Here is an 18,130-nt window from a genome sequence, read left to right on the forward strand (position 1 = left end):
CGTTTCAACGCGCGGGTTGTTGTTTGGCACGTGTCACGATCTGAGTTGGGTTGACGAAGCGCAAGGCGATGATGAGCCAGATCAGAGTCGTTACCATGTAGATCACCGCCATGGCGTCGATGGACTGCACCGCGCGCACGCCTGCTGCAAAGACCGCGTAATAGAGCGCCACGACCAGCGTCTGGCTTGTCGGCCCGGCAACGAGGAAGGTCAGCTCGAACATGGCGATGGTGCGCACCAGGACGAGGAGCAGGGCCGCAAGGATGCCTGGCAGCAGCAATGGCAGCAGCACATGGATGAAGAGCTTGAAGGTATTGGCTCCGAACACACGTGCCGCCGCCTCCAGCTTCGGATCGATCTGCTCGATGAACGGGATCATTACAAGAATCACGAAGGGGACTGTTGGCACTAGGTTGGCCGCTACGACACCCCAGAAGGTTCCAGCAAGGCCAGTCCGATAGAGCACCGTCGCCAATGGGATGCCAAAGGTAATGGGCGGAATGAGGAGCGGCAGAAGAAACAGCAGCACGAGCAGACGCTTGCCCGGAAACTCGCGTCGGGCGAGCGCGTAAGCTGCCGTAACGCCGAGCGCGCCGGAGATCAACACCACCATGCCCACCACTTGGAATGTGACGACGAGAACATCGCCAAGCTGAAACTCGTTCCAGGCGGAGGCGTACCAGCGTGTCGTCCAACCCACCGGAAGCCACGTTCCGAGCCAGCGTGTGGCGAAGGAACTCGTCAGCACCGTGCCGATCATGGCGAAGAGGTTCAGGACGAAGAAGCCGACCAGCGCCCAGATCGCTGCCGCCCAAAGCTTTGCACCCAATGTTGTATCGCGGATCATCGGCTTACCCTTTCGCACCGCTGGCCGGGCCGCGGTAGAACAGCCCGCGAGAGGCGAGCACCGCCACCACGATGGCAAGCTGCACGAAGCCCATGATCATGGCGACCGCGGAAGCCATCGAGTAATCGTATTCCTCAAAAGCTGCCTGATAGGCTGCGATCGAGATGACCCTGGTCGGCCCGGCAGGCGCTCCGAGAAGCACCGCTGACGGGAAGACGGAGAAGGCCTGCACGAAGGAGAGGCAGAACGTAATGGCGAAACCCGGCATGAGAAGCGGCAGGTAGATATAGCGGAAGCGCTGCCAGGCACTGGCACCGAGCGTAGCGCCTGCTTGCTCCAAGGCGGGATCGATTCCCGTGACGTAGGACAGCGTCAGAAGAAACGTGAACGGAAATCCCGTAATCACAAGCGAGGCAAACACGCCCCAGTAATTGTGCACAAGCTTCAAAGGCTGCGAAATAAGCCCGAGCGTCATCAGGGTACGATTGAACCAGCCTTGCGGCCCGAGATAATTCAAGAGCCCCTCGGCCACGAGAACGGTGCCCAATGTGATGGGCAGAACGAGGATTGTCGTCAGAAGCCGCTGATGTCGCATGAGACGGACGCGAAATGCAATCGGGACGGCAAGCACCAGATTCAGAATTGTCACCGGCACGGCGAGCCAGAGCGTTTTGGCGATGGTGTCGTAGAGAAACGAATCCGAGAAGAAGCGCTGATAATTGGCAAGCCATCCGCCGCTCTTCGGCTCGAAGGACAGGACGAGACCAAAGGCGAAAGGATAAACGAAGAGACAAAGGCTGAAAATCGCAGCCGGCAGAACCAGGAGGGTCACCGCATCGAATCCACGCGCGGCCAGCCGTTGGCGCAGGCTTGGTCCCTCGAGCGTTCTTGGAGCAAGGGCATGCATCGGCCTCTCCCTATACCGGCTCGGCGAAAACGAGAGTACGCTCCTCGCCCGTCCTCAAGTGGATGGGCGTACCGGGCTCCACCATGTAATGAGAGCGGAACACAAGTTCGAGGTTGCCTGCGGAACGTGCTGTCCCGACAAATTCGCGGCCGCGATATTCGATCGTGTCAACCGTCACCGCGAGCGAATTCGGACCCGGCTCTCCCGCCACGAGATCATCGGGGCGGATAGCAACATAGGCTGATGCGCCGACGGGTACCGGCTCCCTCGAAACACCGCCGATCTTGGAGCCTTCGACGTCGAGCACGGCGCGGCTGCCATCGCTTGCAATCACGGTTCCCTTGAGCTTGTTACGAAATCCCATGAAATCCGCGACGTCGAGATGAGCCGGTGCTTCATAGAGCTCCTTGGGTGTTCCTACCTGCCGCACGACGCCATCGCTCAGCACGACGATCCGGTCGGCGAGAGACAATGCCTCGTCCTGGTCGTGTGTTACATAGATCGTCGTCGCCCCCAACTCGTTATGGATGCGGCGTATCTCGGCACGCATTTCAAGACGCAGCTTGGCATCAAGATTCGACAGCGGCTCGTCCATCAGAACGAGCGGCGGCTCTATCACAATGGCTCGGGCAATCGCGACCCGCTGCTGCTGACCTCCCGAGAGTTGGCCAGGAAGCTTATGCCCCTGGCCTTGCAATCGGACGAGATTCAGCGCCTCGTCGATCTTGCGCTCCATCTCCGCTTTCGGCGTGCCGCGCATTTTCAGGCCGAAGCCGATGTTCTGTCGCACATTGAGATGCGGAAAGAGCGCATAGTTCTGGAACACCATTCCGAACCCACGCTCCTCCGGTCGCAGGGTATCGACCCGGTTCTTGTCGAGCCAGATCGATCCTCCGGTGACGGGCAGAAGACCCGCGATGCAGTTCAGCGTCGTCGACTTGCCGCAACCCGATGGGCCCAGAAGCGCGATGAATTCGCGCCGCTTGATCGTCAAGTTGATGTTGCGCAGAGCATTGAGCGTCCCGAAATCGCGGCTGACGCGATCGAGCCGGACTTCATCGAACTGCGAAAGAGCGATCGCCATCGCGGGTCCCTTCCCTATTTACGCTTCGAGCCGCCGACCTGCTCGTCCCAGATGCGGAATGCGACCACCATCTGATCGGGCTGGAGCGGCAGTTCGATCGGATTGTCGGCGATCAGCTTTTCATATTCAGGGCGGCCGAATTCCTTGATCGCGGCTTGGCTTTCCGGGGGCGCCATATCGAGCGTCACGCCCTTCACGGCCGGGCCGGGATAGAAGTAGCCTTCGTCATAGGTGTAGGCCTGCTGCTCCTTCGTCAGAAGGAAGTTCATGAGGTCGAGGAGAACGGCAACCTTCTCGTTGGAAAGCCCCTTCGGCACGCACATGTAGTGAGCGTCCGCGACCCAGTGGAAGCCCTTCAGCGCACCGACCTTCGCCTCCTTCGGCACGACGCCGAGAACGCGCGGATTGATGTCCCATCCTGTCGTCGACACGGTCATGTCGCGGGATCCTTCACCGAGCTCCTTCATGACGGCGCCGGTGCCGGACGGGTAATACTCGATGTACTGGCCAAGCTCCTTGAGATAGGCCCAGGTCTTGTCCCAACCCTTGGCTGGATCCTGCGGGTTGCTGTCGCCGAGGATGTAAGGCAGGCCCATGATAAAGGTACGACCGGGTCCGGAATTGGCCGGACGCGCATAAATCAGCCGGTTCGGATTGGCCTTGGCCCAGGCCAACAGCTCCTCAGCCGTCGTCGGCACGTTCTTCACCTTGTCGGGCATGTATTCGAGCAGAGGGCCGGACGGATAATAGGTGACGACGACGCCTTGGCCTTTGGCAAGCGTCTGCATCTTGGCTGCGGCCGGGAGATAGATCTCGTCGAGCTTCGGCAGTGCGCTCGCATGGGCCGGGAGCATTTCCACCCATAACTTCTGCTCGATACCTGCGGAGAGCGCATCGGTGCCGGTCAGAACCAGATCGATATCGACGCGGCCCGCGTCCTGCTGCGCCTTGATTTTTCCGGCGAGTTCGGGGGCCGGCGCTTTCGTGAAAGTGATACGCGAAACGAGATTCGGCTTCGCCTTCCGATAATTCTCGATGGCCTTTTGAGTCAGGGCCAGATTGCCTGCCACGTCGATCACGTTGAGCGCGACAGGCTCCTTCGGCAGAGCCAGTTGCGCAAGGCTCGACCCGCTGAAAGCGGCAACGCCGGCTGCGCCGGCGACACCTCCGACGAAGGTTCGTCTCGTGATAGGGTTCGTCATCCTCTTCCTCCCGTTCTGTGCGGCATGGCCCTTATGGAACATGTCCAATGTCACAGCTTGTAGGCCTCTTTCGCGAGGCGATAAGCGAGGTCGTGCGCCACCTCGTGCGCCTCGTCTTCGTCGAGGCGGTGGGTCGTCACGAGATCGGCAAGAAAGGCGCAGTCGATCCGGCGCGCCATGTCATGTCGTGCAGGAATCGAGAGATAGGCTCGTGTATCGTCATTGAAACCGACCGTATTGTAGAAGCCCGCCGTTTCGGTCGTGAGTTCACGGAATCGGCGCATTCCTTCCGGCGCGTCGAAGAACCACCAGGCCGGACCGAGTTTCAGCGCCGGATAATGGCCGGCGAGCGGGGCCAGCTCGCGCGAATAACTCGTCTCGTCGAGGGTGAAGACGATGAGCGTGAGGTCCCGCTCGTTTCCGAACCGGTCGAGCAACGGCTTCAGGGCCTTCACGTAATCGGTGCGGGTGGGGATGTCCGCCCCCATATCGCGACCGAACCGTGAGAAAAGCGCTTGGTTATGGTTCCGAGACGAGCCGGGATGGATTTGCATGACCATGCCGTCTTCAAGACTCATAGCCGCCATTTCGGTCAGCATCTGCGCACGGAAAAGCTCAGCCTCATCGGCACCGACCTCAACGGAGGATACCTTGCTGAACAAGGCCTCCGCTTCTGCCCGAGACAAGTCGGCAGTCTGTGCCGTCGGGTGGCCATGATCGGTCGATGTTGCGCCATATTCACGGAAGAAGGCACGGCGCTTGCGGTGCGCCTCAAGATAGCCGTCCCAAGTCAGCGTATCGCAGCCGGTGATCTCGCCGAAGCGGACCAGATTTTGTCGAAACCCTTCGAAATCCGGATCGATGACAGGATCCGGGCGATAGGCCGTGATGACCCGCCCCTCCCAACCGGATTGGCGAATGACCTCGTGGTACCGAAGCGGATCGAGCGGGCTCTCCGTCGTCGCGATGGCCTTGATCCGGAAACGGTCGAAAAGAGCGCGCGGACGAAATTCCGGCATGCGCAGCGCCGCATCAATCCGGTCGAAATAGTCATCCGCCGTCTTGGACGACAGTCTCTCCGTGAAACCGAAGAGCGTTGCGAAAGTATGATCCAGCCACATCCGCGTCGGCGTGCCGCGAAAGAGGTGATAATGCGCAGCGAACCGCCGCCAGATCACGCGTGGATCGCGCTCCACGGGATACCCGTCGCGGGTCGGAATTCCGAGCTCTTCCAGACGCACGCCCTGGCTGTAAAGCATCCGGAAAATATAATGGTCGGGAATCACGAAAAGCGTAGCCGGGTCAGGAAACGGTTCGTTTTCCGCATACCAGCGGGGGTCCGTATGGCCATGTGGCGATACGATCGGCAGATCCTGCACAGTCGTGTAAAGGCGCCGCGCAACGGCACGGATCGTCGGTTCGGCGGGGAATAGCCGGTCCGGGTGGATCAGCATGGCGCAACTCCCTCGGCACTTCGTTCCGGCCTGTTTCAATCGGTTTCAAGTGCCAACGTTCTCAGCTTAGAGCGACACGGATCTCTTTGCAATGGTCTACTAGTATGGTAGTGTTGTACTTATGAATGAGAAAAGCCTCACAAAGCTTGCCTTGCGCCCGGAATCGATCGCGCGACAGGTCACCCGCGCCTTGCGGCAAGCCATCGTGACGATGCAGCTCTCACCTGGAGAAATGCTGTCGGAGCAGGACCTTGCGCGGCGTTTCGGGGTCAGCCGCTCCCCGGTACGGGAGGCACTGATCAAGCTGAACGAGGCGGGCCTCGTCCGGGTCCTGCCCCAGCGTGGGACGCAGGTGGTGAAGATTTCCCGCACCGGCGTCGAAGATGCGCGCTTCATTCGCGAAGCTGTGGAATCGGCCGTCGTGCGGGAGGCCGCGCTCAAGGCGAGCCCGGCGATGATAACCGAATTGAATGCCAGCCTGACCCGCCAGCGCCGCGCCCAACGCTCGAAGACGACGGAAGAATTTCTGGCTCTCGACGAGGAGTTTCACCGTCTGCTGGCAGAGGCTGCGGGACGTCCCGCGGCGTGGGAAATGATCGAGGACGTAAAACCGCAAATGGACCGGGTGCGCTTTCTCGACATGGCGCAGGCGACGCCGCGCCATATAGTTGTCGCCCAACATGTGGTGATCGTGAATGCCATCAAGGCGAAGAACCCCATCGCTGCGGAAACCGCAATGCGCGAACATCTCAGCGAGATCCTGCGGTCCTTGCCGGAACTGGCAACTCAACATCCAGACCTTTTCGAGTCGGAAACCGAAACTTCGCCCGTAGCTTTGAGCGCGTGAGCGGGTGCACACATGTCGCGTTGCGCGAAAGTCGAGATGAACAGGATGCCGAGACATGTTGGATAAGTCTGCCCTGACGTCCCGAACAGTGCGTCTTCACAAGCGGGACAATCTGATCGTCGCCGTCGATCCCCTTAATCCGCAATCGGTCGTACATGATATTACCGTGCGCGAGCGCATTCCCCGCGGCCACAAAATGGCGATTGCGCCAATCGCGCCGGGTGAGCCGATCCTTAAATTCGGACAGGTCATCGGCTTTGCCTCGAAGCCCGTCATGCCCGGCGAATGGCTTCACGAACACAATATCGAGATGCACGACTTCTCCCGCGATTATCACTTTGCAGAAGACGCCATCCTTGAACCCATCCTGCCTTTCGAGGCACGGGCTACGTTCCAGGGCTTTCGCCGCGCAACCGGAAAGGTCGGGACTCGGAATTATCTGGCCATCCTCACAAGCGTGAACTGCTCGGCCTCGGTTGCCCGCTTCATCGCTCGCGAAGTCGAGCGTTCCGGACTTCTTGACGAATATCCCAACATCGATGGCGTTATTCCGCTCGTTCATGGCACCGGTTGCGCCATGGATACCAGAGGTGAAGGATACGAAATCCTCAAACGAACCCAATGGGGGTACGCCTCGAACCCCAACATGGCCGGCGTGCTGATGGTGGGACTGGGCTGTGAGGTTTTCCAGATCGGGCGCTGGAAGGAGCTTTATGGCATTCAGGAGAGCGAGACCTTCCGCACCATGACGATCCAGGATGTCGGCGGCACGAAGAAAACCGTGGAGGCCGGCGTCTCGGCGATCAGGGACATGATCCCGATCGCGGCACGGGCCCAGCGCGAAACCGTGCCCGCATCCGAACTGATGCTGGCGCTGCAATGCGGTGGCTCGGACGGCTATTCGGGCATCACCGCCAATCCCGCGCTTGGTGCCGCGGCGGATTTGCTCGTCCGGCATGGCGGCACGGCAATCCTCTCGGAGACTCCGGAGATCTACGGCGCAGAGCATCTTCTCACGCGCCGTGCGACAACCCGTGAAGTCGGCGAGAAACTCGTCGAACGGATTGCCTGGTGGGAGGATTACACATCCCGCAACCATGGCGAGATGAACAACAACCCCTCCCCGGGCAACAAGGCCGGTGGGTTGACGACCATTCTCGAAAAGTCTTTAGGTGCTGCCGCGAAGGGCGGCACGACTACGTTGAACGATGTCTACCATTATGCCGAGCCGGTGACGGCCAGAGGCTTCGTCTTCATGGATACGCCGGGCTACGATCCCGTTTCCGCGACCGGGCAGGTAGCGGGCGGCGCCAATGTTCTCTGCTTCACCACAGGCCGCGGCTCGGCCTATGGCTGCAAACCCACGCCCTCGATCAAGCTTGCCACCAACAGCGAGATCTACCGCCGCATGATCGACGACATGGACATCAATTGCGGCGATATCCTCGATGGCATTTCGATCGAGCAAAAAGGCCAGGAAATCTTCGAGTCCATCCTTCAGGTCGCCTCCGGCCAGCGCACCAAGTCAGAGGAGCTAGGCTACGGCGATGCCGAGTTCCTGCCGTGGCAGGTCGGCGCGACGATGTAACGAGGCCTCGGCCTTACGACCCTGGCGAACCGGCTCCCATCCGATGAAATAAAATGCAATAAGGTATAATTTCTCTTGAAGTGACTAAAATAGTCACTTACCGTCGGATTATGAGATTAAAAGCCTCAGCCCCATCGTCCAGCCTTCGCTATGCTCTGAGCCTGTCTTACATAGATCAAGGCGCTATTGCCGAGACGTTCAGGCAGTACAGCCTGCTCATGGCTGTTCTCGAAGAGGTGGCGGAGCAGGAGGCGATCAAAGCCGACGTCGTGCGCCTTCAGAAGCTGGCCTATGACCGCATCAGATCGTTGACGCAGCTCCCCGCGCAAATGGTCCTTCTCGGCATTCGTGACTTCGCGGCACGACGGTCCACAGGCGAAAGCTGGCCCGGCATTCCTCTCGATGAGAAGCTTTACGCCATCAAAGGGCCGTCGGCGCTCACCCTCTCGACAGTGCGCGGACGCGTTGCAGCTCATTACGACGTGGCGGGCTATTTCGATGGCTGGAGCGGATCTGCTCCCGCTCGCCTCATCCCAGCCGACATGGGCTTCGAGATCGTGGTCGGCGTCAAACCTTTCATTCGTCCAGCAAAGGAGAAGGCGATGGCTTATGAAGGCATTCTGTCCCGTGTCGGCCGCCTGATGGCAGGGCTGGCTCACGCCACAATCGACAAGGCAGAGCAAAAAGACCCGATCGCCATCGTCGAACAAGCGATCCGGGAGATCGACCGCGAGGCCGAGGAGGCCCGGAGCGCTCTCGGCAAGCACACGGCAGAGCAGCATCGGCTTGAAAGCCGAGCCCGCGAACTGGACGTGGAGCTGGCCTCCCTCTCGGACAAGATCGGCACGGCAATCCAGCAGAACCGGGACGATCTCGCAAAGGCAGGCATCGAACGCCAGATCGACATCGAGGCGCAGATCGCCGCTCTGCAAGTTGCCATCGACGACGTAAAAGAGCGGATCCAGGAAGCGCAGCGGGCTGTCTATGCCGTCATTGCAGCCCGCCGCGAAGGTGAAGCACGCTTGGCGGAGTTGAAACGTTCCTTGGCCCGGGAGCAATCCCCAGGTCCCGGCGGCGGCGAGCCCTCGCGTTCCATATCGGCTGATGACAAGGCTCTGCGCTCTCTCGAAGCTATCTCCCGAGTGACGGGCGTTCCATCCTCCGGCGGCAATCCCAACCCTTCTCAAATGAATGAGTTGGAGCGATTGCACAGGGACAAAAATGTCGAAGAGCGCCTCGCCGCCTTCAAAGCAAACAGCGATCGATAGACGGAGGACCCGATGGACGTTCTCGTCTCGCCAAGCTACCAGCCCTTCGTCGTGGCAGGCCTTGTCATGGCGAGCCTCGTCCTCATCGAGACGGTCTCACTGGTTGCAGGCTTTTCCTTAAGCCACTTTGTCGACAAGGGCTTCGACCTTGAAGCCCATAGCGGTCACCATGCCGATCCGTGGGACAACGGTATTCTGGCCGGCATACTGGGATGGATCAATGCCGGCCGGGTACCGGCTTTGGTGTTCATCATCACCTGGCTTGCCGCTTTTGCCGCCGCAGGCTTCGCCCTTCAGACCGCAGCCATATGGGTGTGGGCGCCTCTGCCGGTCCTCATCGCGTGCCTTCTCGCATCCCTTCTGGCTGCGCCCGTCACGCGTGTCACGACACGGTGGGTGTCCTTCATCATCCCCCGCGAAGAAACCTATGTGGTGTCTCATGACGACCTTGTCGGGCGTATCGCGGAAGTGACGCTCGGTCCGCTCGACCAAGGACCGGCCGGACGCATCAAGCTCCAGGATATTCACGGGAACTGGCATTTTCCCATGGCACGGGCTGCAAAAGATCACGGCCCTATTCCGATTGGTGCGCAGGTCCTTCTCGTCGACCGTACAGGATCGACATTCCTCGCGATCCCCGCCCCAGAACAACTCAAGACAACCCGCTGACGCGGATTTTTCCGGAGCCTCCCATGTTAAACGGTGTCATTGTCCCGGTCGCTCTCAGCCTCATCGCCATCCTCGGCATCGGGGTGATTATCGGCATTCTCTACAAGCGTTCAACGCGCGACCAGGCTTATGTTCGAACAGGTCTTGGCGGTAAAAAGGTGGTCCTGGACGGTGGCTCCGTCGTGTTGCCCGTTTTTCACTCCATGGCTTGGGTCAATCTCAACACATTGCGCCTCGAAGTCCGCCGCGGCGAAGGCGATGCCCTGATCACGCGCGACCGCATGCGTGTCGATATCGGCGCCGAATTCTACGTGCGTGTTCGGCCGGAAGGCGAGTCCATTGCCCTTGCGGCTCAGACTCTCGGCGACCGCACGAACAATGCCGATGCTCTGCGGCAGTTGATCGAGGCCAAATTCGTCGATGCGCTGCGTTCGGTTGCGGCGACGATGTCATTGAACGATCTGCAGGAGAAGCGTTCCGAATTCGTGAAGGCTGTACAGGAAACCGTCGCCGCCGATCTTACGTCGAACGGTCTCGAACTCGAAAGCGTCTCGCTGACACGCCTGGATCAAACGGACATCAAGCACTTCAACCCGAACAACAGCTTCGATGCGGAAGGTCTGGCGACGCTCACGAAGATTACCGAGCAGCGCAAGAAAGAGCGCAACGAAGTGGTGCGCGACACGGAAGTCGCGATCGCCGAAAAGGATCGGGAAGCCCTTCAACGCAAACTCGAGATCGATCGAAGCTCGAGAGAAGCCGAACTCACCCAACAGCGCGACATTGCCAATGCGACGGCGAAGAACCGTGCCGAGCAGGCCGAGAAAGAGGCTGCAGCCCGCCAAGCTGAAGAAACGGCAAGGATCGCCTCGGAACTCGCAATCGCCGAACGTGAAGCCGAAGCGAAGCGGGTGAAGGAAAACGCGAATATCGCAGCCAATCGCGCCGTCCAGCAATCCGAACTGGAGGCTAAGCGCGATGTCCAGATCGTCGCGCAGGAAAGCGCCATTGCCGTGGCCAACAAAAGCCGCGAAGAATCCGAAGCCAAGGCTGCCGCCAAGGAGGCGGAGGCCCTTGCAGTCGCAGCCGATGAAAAGGTAGCGACGGCAAGAGAAGTCGAGATCGCCGAGCGCCAAAAGCGCATCGCCGTGATCGCTGCAGAACAGGATGCCGAGACCGAGGCCACGGGCGTCACGGTTTCCGCCCAGGCCGAGAAGGATGCCGCTGAAAACAAAGCGCAGGCGATCAAGACGATTGCGATGGCCAATGCGGAGGCAGCCAAAATCGAAGCTGAAGGTATTCGCGAAAAGGGTAATGCTCAGGCGGAAGCGGAAGCAGCGATGACGGAGGCCCGCAACAAACTTTCAGCAAACGTCATCGAATTCGAACTCACCCGCGAGCGCATCCGGATCATTCCTGCCGCACTGGCGGAAGCTGTCAGGCCCATCGAAAAAATCAAGGATATCCGGATTTTCGACACCGGAGGCCTCGTCAATGGAAAGACAAACGCCGAAGGCGCAGGCATCGGTCTCGGAGACGGTCTCGCAGGCCAGCTTCTTTCGCTTCAGGCCAATAAGCCCATCGTCGACACGATCCTGGCAGAAGCAGGCTTCGCCAAGGGTGGAAATCCTATCGAAACCCTCCTCGGGTCCGTCACCTCAGGGGGTGCCATCAAAGTAGAGCCCACGAAAGATGGACAGCGGTAGCCGGGAGCCCAAATAACCGAGCGGAACGCGGGCCCGGACGTCTAGGGTGAGAATTCAATCCTGACGGAATTTTGCTAATCTATTCAATCCCTCCTAAACGGCTTGGCGCCATTCAGCCCTGTTTGACGCCAAGCCGTCTTTCTCCCTTCTGTATCGTGGGGTCTGCCTTAGATTAATCTGCCATCGGATCTCGTCTTCCAGTTGCGACCACAAAATGTCCGCATTCTTGCCGCTGTTGGGGACCGAGGAGCAACGAATGCAGTTTTTGCCTTGGCGCGGCGCCGTCTCTCTTTCAGCTTGCCTTCTGGCATGTGCTGTAGCCCTTAAGAGTTGTGAGGCGAGAGCATTCGATTTCTTTGGGCTTTTCGGCTCCAACGACAAACCTCCGGCAGCCTCGCCGAATGCCCTGCCCTATTCACTGACATTCGAGCTCTCTGGGGACAGGAAAGCCGTCGAACAGGCGCTGAAGGATTCCTCGGAGCTCTACCGACTGCGCCAGGAGCCCCCACTTGAAGGCGATTCGCTGATCCGGCGGGCGGAGGCCGATTTCGGCCCCATGCTGGATGCGTTGTGGGGCGCAGGTTACTATAATGCCACTTTGGTCTTCGATATTGGCGGCTCGATTTTAAAAATTGGAGCCGGTTCGGCAGGAACCGCCCGCACTGCCGAGAGCTATCGCGGCCGCGCGCCGGTGCCTATCCGCGCCCTGGTCGATACCGGACCGCTCTTCCAGCTGCGCAACATCCAGGTCAATGATGCAAAAGCACGGCGCCCTTTCCCGCCTCAGGAGTTGCCCGGCAAAATCATTGGGCTGAAGCCCGGCGATCCGGCGAGAGCCGCGGATCTGCGAGCGGCCCAGGCGCGCATGGTGGACTATTTCCGTGCGCAATCGCGGCCGCTGGCGAAAGCGGTCTCGATTGGTCCCATCGTCTATCATCCCGCACAAGCGATGGATGTAACATTCGATCTCAATCCGGGACCGTTCGCACCGGTCGGCGACATCACCGTTTCGGGAACGGAGAATGTCGACCCCACCGTGGTGCGATCCTTCATCTATCTGGAGCCCGGCGATCCATATTCTCCCAAGGCTCTGTCCGACACGCGCAAATCGGTCGGCACGATCCAGGCTCTCAGCTCCGTGCGCATTCGTGAAGCTGAAGCGCTCGATGGGAATGGTCGGCTTCCGATTTTCGTCGAAGTCACGGAGCGCAAGCCGCGTGTCATCGGCTTCTCCGCACGCTATTCGACCATCGACGGCCCTGCCCTGCACGGTTACTGGGAGCACCGCAATCTGTTCGGAGGAGCCGAAAGGCTGCGTCTGGAATCGGATATATTCCTTGCACCGCGCAATGACGGCACACGCCTCAAAAGCATCGGCGATCTGATGCCCTCCGATCTCGGCGGCCGATTCAGGGCAAGCTTTCTCAAGCCCGCTTTGGAAGGCAGCCGCAACGATCTCCTGATCGACGGACTCGTCGAAAGGGACCGCACGGGCGGGGACAGGTTCGGTGGATATACGAATCGTCAGATCAACGGCACCGCCTTCATTCGCCACCGCTTCAGCGGCACCTTCTCCGTGCAAGCTGGCGCGCAGGTTCAAAAGGGCCAGACAAGCGATGTTCTCGGCGAAGTCGATTACTTTCTGGTCGGCACGCCTGCATCGCTGACATACGATTCGACGGACCGACCGCTCGATCCGACGCGCGGCATGCGGATCAACGCCTCGGTCTCACCCTATCCGAGCTTTCTCGGCTCGACGGTCGGCATGACCATAGGCAAGGTCGAGGCATCCGCCTATTACGCCTTCGACGAGGACGCGCGCTATATCCTCGCCGGACGGATCGGCCTCGGCTCGATCGTTGGCGCCGATCTCGACGAGATCCCGGCGAATTTCCGCTTCTATGCTGGCGGCGGCGGCTCCGTGCGCGGCTACCGTTATCTCAGTCTCGGACCGACGGGCCCCTTCGGCTACGTCGTCGGTGGACGCAGCCTTTTCGAGGCGTCCCTCGAGGCGCGCATCAAGCTGACCGACACGATCGGTCTCGTGCCCTTCGTGGATGCCGGCAATGCATTCGCGTCGAGCTATCCTGACTTCAAGGAGGAAATTCGCGTTTCGGCAGGTCTCGGCCTTCGCTACTACACAGCCATCGGCCCGATCCGCCTCGACGTCGCGGTGCCTGTCAACCCGCGCCCCGGCGACAAGCCGGTCGCGCTTTATGTCAGCATAGGACAGGCTTTCTGATGGTGATGCGCCGCTTTCTGATTCCGACCGTATTTCTGCTTGCTGGAGCCATCCTGCTTGCCTTGACGTTGGGGTCGCGCAGCGACGAGGCCGACAGGGGGTTTCTTGCCGACCTGATATCGCGGGCATTGTCGACCCCGACGACGCGGGTTTCGATCGGTGCGGTCGAAGGAGCGTTATCGTCGGATGCAACGATCCGCGACATCACGATCGCGGACAAGGACGGCGTGTGGTTTCGACTCGATCGCGCGCGCCTGGTCTGGCGCCGCCTCGCTCTGCTCTCGCGTCGCCTCGAAGTCGATCGCCTGGAAATCGGAAAGCTGGAGATCGTGCGCAAGCCGCTGCCGGCGGAAGAGCCCGTGCCGGGAGCAAACGAGCCGCTTCTGCCCGAACTGCCGGTGAAGGTGCAGGTCCAGGATTTCGCCCTGCAGGAACTCGCCCTTGGAGAATCTGTCCTCGGTGTTCCAGCGCAACTCTCCGCCTCCGGCGCAGCAACCCTCGGCGATCCGAGCGAAGGATTGAATCTGAGGTTCGATGCGCGCCGCCTCGATGCACCCGGCAGTTTCGTCGCCAGGTTGCTTTATGCTGCCGAGAAACTCGATCTTACCTTCGCATTGGATGAACCGGCAGGGGGCATCCTTGCCCGTGCCGCGAACATCCCCGGCCTGCCTCCGGTCAGGCTCGATCTGTCCGGCAACGGAACGCTCGATGCTTTTGCGGCGCAACTAACCTTCGATGCGGGCTCCTCCATCGGGGCAAAGGGGCAGGCCGACCTGCGGCGCGATGGTGCCATGAGACGCCTCGGCCTCAACATGAATGCACGCATCGAAGGGCTTCTGCCTCCGCCAATCGCACCTGTGTTCGCCGGAACGACGGAGCTGACGGCGGAAACGACCTTTGCCGATAATGGCGCCGTGAATATCTCGCAGATGGCCATGGTTTCGCAGACAGCGAGGCTCGACGTATCGGGGCTCCTGTCTTCCGGCAGGGATATCGATCTCAAGGTATCGGCCCGCGCAATCCCCACCATGCCGGGAAAAACGGTGGCCGGCGGCGCGGAAATCCGCAAGCTCGCCTTCAACGGCACCGTCGCAGGACCTTTGGCCTCGCCCCGTATCATGGGGAGTCTCCAGGCGGAGGATGCGCAGCTGCCCGCCGGGCGTCTCGCAACACTCGACGCGACTTTCACCGCTACTCCAAATGGCTCCTTGTCCGAGGCCGCAACGCGCATTGCCCTTGTCGCCGATGCAAAGGCAAGCGGCGTTGCCCTGACGGATCCCGCCTTGGCAAAAGCCGTCGGCCCACAACTCACATTGACGCTCCGTGGCAATGCCGCCCCTGATGGCACAGCCGATCTCGAAACGGCGCGTGTTACAACCCCGACGATCGATGCCACATATTCAGGCCGGCTCGGAACGCAAGATGCTCTCGGCAGGCTCGCACTAAAGGCACCTGACCTGTCGCGCTTCGGCGATGTCGCATCGCTGCAATTGCGGGGAGAGCTCGATCTCAATGCCGATCTTCAAGGAGTTTTCTCGAAAGGCCCTGTCAGGGCCTCGCTCATCGGAAGCGCAACCCGCTTCGCGACCGGCATCAAACCTGTCGATGGATTGGTCGATGGCCGGCTCGGCATCACGGGCATCGCCCAGACCTTGCATGGCGGAGGCTTCGGCCTTCAGAACCTGAGCCTCGCCGGTGCTCACACGAGTCTCCGCCTCGATGGTGATGCGACAACCGACAAGGTGTCCTTGAACGCCGTTCTTCAACTCCTCGATCTCAAACATGCCGACAGGCGCCTGACCGGAAGGGGCGAAGTGGTCGCCCAACTGACCGGGACCTTTACGCGTCTGAACGCCAATGCACGAGCAGAGCTGAGCAACGCGACGGCTCTCGGACGGCCCGTCACGCGTCTTACCCTCGACGGTTCGGTCGAGGATCTCACGGGGCTGCTTGATGCACACGCCAACCTTACCGGTGATATCGACGGCAAGCGGGCGAACGGCGCGCTTCACGTGAGCAGGCTTTCCAATAACGGCTGGCGTCTCGAGCCGTCGGAACTTTCCGTCGGTTCCACCAGGATCAGCGGGCAGGCCACTCTCGATGCCTCCAGCCTAGCCTCCGGACGCTTGGCGGTCGATGCGCGCAATCTCGACGACCTGTCCCCACTCCTTTTGACCCGTCTGTCCGGAGACATGACTGCCGTGCTGGCTCTGGATACGACGGAAAACAGGCAGAATGCGCAGATTGACGCGAGAGGATCTCGTCTGCGCTTGTCGGAAGTTTCCATCGACCGTTTCAGTACTAAGGCGTCCCTCGTCGATATCTATGCCAAGCCGGTTATCGACGGTTCACTTGCGGTCGACCGAGCCGTCATCTCTGGTGAGGCGATCACGCAAATCAGGCTCGATGCGAAAGGGACACCCGCTGCGAGCGATATTGCACTGACGGCGCAAGCGCGCAATTTCGATCTGAATGCGCGTGGGCGTCTCATCCCTGAAACACCGACGCGGTTCGAGCTTGCGACATTCACGGCGCGCCGCGACCGGCATCAGATCGCACTGACCCAGCCGGCCACACTGACATTCGCCGATGGTGGGGTCGATCTGCGTCGGTTCGTTCTCGCCATCGACAGAGGTACGGTCAGCATCGATGGCCGCGCCGGATCGAGCCTCGATCTCCGTTTGAATGCACAGGCCATCCCGCTGGCAGCTGCCGAAATCTTTGCCCCAGGTATCGGCTTGTCAGGCACGCTGGACGGAAACGTTCAGATCGGCGGGACAGCGGGCCAGCCGACGGGAAACTGGCGTTTGCGCATCGCACGCCTCGTGACCGTACAGAGCCGAAATATCGGTGCGCCGCCTATGGATCTCGCGGCAGAAGGGCAGCTCGGCAACGGGAGAACAACGATCAACGGAACGGTGAATGCAGGCCGCGCTGGCACTCTGAAGGCCACGGGGGGAGTGCCTCTCAACGCAACCGGCGAACTCGAACTCGCTGTCCAGGGACGAGTAGATCTCGGCATCGCCAACGACTTTCTCTCCGCATCGGGACGGAATGTGATGGGCGTGGCGGCTATTGACGCAAGAATTGGCGGCACCGTCGCCGAACCGGCGGTGAATGGATTCGTGACGCTGACAGGCGGAAGCTTTACCGATGCCCTGCAGGGCGTGCGCCTCAGCGATGTTCAAGGGCGCTTTGCCGCAAGAGGAACGGAGATCACGATCGAGCGTCTCTCTGCCGCGACCCGCAATGGCGGGACACTCGCTGCGAATGGACGCATCCGCATCGATCCTGCCGCCGGGTTTCCAGGGGATATCCGCATCACCGGCCAGCACGCAGAGCTCGTGTCCAACGACATCGTCACCACGACGGCGGATCTCGCCCTGTCCCTGTCAGGCCCCCTTGCGCAAAACCCGCATATCGATGGTCAGGTCAGAATCCTATCGATGGACGTGACCGTTCCGGAACGGCTTCCGACAACGGTACGCCCCATCGACGGGACGAAACATGTCCGTCCCACCCCGACGGCCGCGGCACGACTGGCCCTGGCCGCCCGGGCGAAAGCCAACGCACGGCGTGCGCCGCCTTTCGACGCCATGCTCGCTCTCACCGTGTCGGCTCCCAGCCGCATTTTCGTGCGCGGGCGAGGCATCGATGCCGAATTGGGCGGCGATCTGCGTCTGACAGGCACCCTGGCGAGCCCCGTCGCCATCGGCGCCTTCGAGCTGCGCCGTGGTCATCTCTCCGTTGCCGGCACGCGTTTGGATTTCACCCGTGGGCGCGTCACGTTCACGGGCGATCTCACGCCGGAACTCGATTTCATGGCCGAGACGCGAGCAGGCGACGTAACCGCACGCATCGGCGTGACGGGCTCCGCACGGGAACCGCGCTTCGCTTTCAGCTCCGATCCCGAACTGCCGCAGGATGAAGTGCTGTCGCGGATCCTTTTTTCGAAAGCGTCTGGTGGCCTTTCGGCGACGCAGGCCTTGCACCTTGCCCAGGTCGCCGCGCAATTCGCTGGAGGCGGCGGTGACAATGTCTTTGAAAGCTTGCGTCGTTCCCTGGGCGTGGAAGGTCTCGACATCTCCTTCGGAGCAGAAGGCGGTCCGTCCGTGGGCATTTCCAAGGCTCTCAGCGATCGCATCAGCGTCGGCGTGAAGGCCGGCGCATCGACGGAGCAGAGCGGCGTGACCGTCGACATCGATGTCACCCGCCGGATTCGCGTGCAGGGCGAAGTCGGCGCGAACGGCAATACCTCCATCGGTGTTGGCGCCGAGTGGGAATATTGATGCAGCATCATGAAGCGATCCCTCTCT

Annotated in this window: 12 protein-coding genes; 7 read left to right on the forward strand and 5 right to left on the reverse strand. The window is 60.7% G+C overall.

Features of this window, described 5'->3' with window-relative positions:
- Nucleotides 1-4 precede the first annotated feature (4 nt).
- Genes AB4Y97_RS10915 through uxaC form a run of 5 tightly spaced genes read right to left on the reverse strand, consistent with a single transcriptional unit; the run spans nucleotide 5 to nucleotide 5,494 of the window.
- Entirely contained in the window at nucleotides 5-847 is an 843-nt protein-coding gene (locus tag AB4Y97_RS10915; protein ID WP_441999074.1) for an ABC transporter permease, read from the reverse strand.
- A gap of 4 nt (nucleotides 848-851) precedes the next feature.
- Nucleotides 852-1,754 carry an ABC transporter permease gene (locus AB4Y97_RS10920; protein ID WP_441999075.1) on the reverse strand — a complete coding sequence of 301 codons (903 nt, stop codon included), beginning with the start codon at nucleotides 1,752-1,754 and terminating at the stop codon, nucleotides 852-854.
- A gap of 10 nt (nucleotides 1,755-1,764) precedes the next feature.
- Nucleotides 1,765-2,838, reverse strand: a complete 1,074-nt coding sequence (locus tag AB4Y97_RS10925) for an ABC transporter ATP-binding protein (RefSeq protein ID WP_441999076.1) — start codon at nucleotides 2,836-2,838, stop codon at nucleotides 1,765-1,767.
- Between the two features lie 14 nt (nucleotides 2,839-2,852).
- Nucleotides 2,853-4,040, reverse strand: a complete 1,188-nt coding sequence (locus AB4Y97_RS10930; protein ID WP_441999077.1) for an ABC transporter substrate-binding protein — start codon at nucleotides 4,038-4,040, stop codon at nucleotides 2,853-2,855.
- Nucleotides 4,041-4,090: 50 nt separating this feature from the next.
- Complete coding sequence (uxaC, locus tag AB4Y97_RS10935; protein ID WP_441999078.1) at nucleotides 4,091-5,494, reverse strand: glucuronate isomerase; 1,404 nt, start codon at nucleotides 5,492-5,494, stop codon at nucleotides 4,091-4,093.
- 121 nt (nucleotides 5,495-5,615) lie between these two features.
- Between uxaC and AB4Y97_RS10940 the strand changes: the two genes are divergently transcribed.
- The 7 genes from AB4Y97_RS10940 (at nucleotide 5,616) to AB4Y97_RS10970 (ending at nucleotide 18,103) form a co-directional block, all read left to right on the forward strand.
- Nucleotides 5,616-6,341, forward strand: a complete 726-nt coding sequence (locus AB4Y97_RS10940; protein ID WP_441999079.1) for a GntR family transcriptional regulator — start codon at nucleotides 5,616-5,618, stop codon at nucleotides 6,339-6,341.
- 55 nt (nucleotides 6,342-6,396) lie between these two features.
- Nucleotides 6,397-7,929 carry a UxaA family hydrolase gene (locus AB4Y97_RS10945; protein WP_441999080.1) on the forward strand — a complete coding sequence of 511 codons (1,533 nt, stop codon included), beginning with the start codon at nucleotides 6,397-6,399 and terminating at the stop codon, nucleotides 7,927-7,929.
- Between the two features lie 218 nt (nucleotides 7,930-8,147).
- A complete protein-coding gene (locus AB4Y97_RS10950; RefSeq protein ID WP_441999081.1) occupies nucleotides 8,148-9,197 on the forward strand; it encodes a PspA/IM30 family protein in 1,050 nt (349 codons plus the stop codon).
- A gap of 12 nt (nucleotides 9,198-9,209) precedes the next feature.
- Nucleotides 9,210-9,866, forward strand: coding sequence for an OB-fold-containig protein (locus AB4Y97_RS10955; protein WP_441999082.1), 657 nt, complete (start codon nucleotides 9,210-9,212; stop codon nucleotides 9,864-9,866).
- Nucleotides 9,867-9,889: 23 nt separating this feature from the next.
- Nucleotides 9,890-11,572, forward strand: coding sequence for a flotillin family protein (locus AB4Y97_RS10960; protein ID WP_441999083.1), 1,683 nt, complete (start codon nucleotides 9,890-9,892; stop codon nucleotides 11,570-11,572).
- Nucleotides 11,573-11,828: 256 nt separating this feature from the next.
- Nucleotides 11,829-13,814: an autotransporter assembly complex protein TamA gene (locus AB4Y97_RS10965; protein ID WP_441999084.1), complete on the forward strand. Its 1,986-nt coding sequence runs from the start codon at nucleotides 11,829-11,831 to the stop codon at nucleotides 13,812-13,814.
- Nucleotides 13,815-13,819: 5 nt separating this feature from the next.
- On the forward strand, nucleotides 13,820-18,103 hold the full coding sequence (locus tag AB4Y97_RS10970) for a translocation/assembly module TamB domain-containing protein (RefSeq protein WP_441999085.1): 4,284 nt from the start codon (nucleotides 13,820-13,822) through the stop codon (nucleotides 18,101-18,103).
- Nucleotides 18,104-18,130: the final 27 nt, after the last annotated feature.

This window comes from Microvirga sp. 2TAF3, from assembly GCF_052114965.1.
In the GTDB taxonomy this organism is placed as follows: domain Bacteria; phylum Pseudomonadota; class Alphaproteobacteria; order Rhizobiales; family Beijerinckiaceae; genus Microvirga.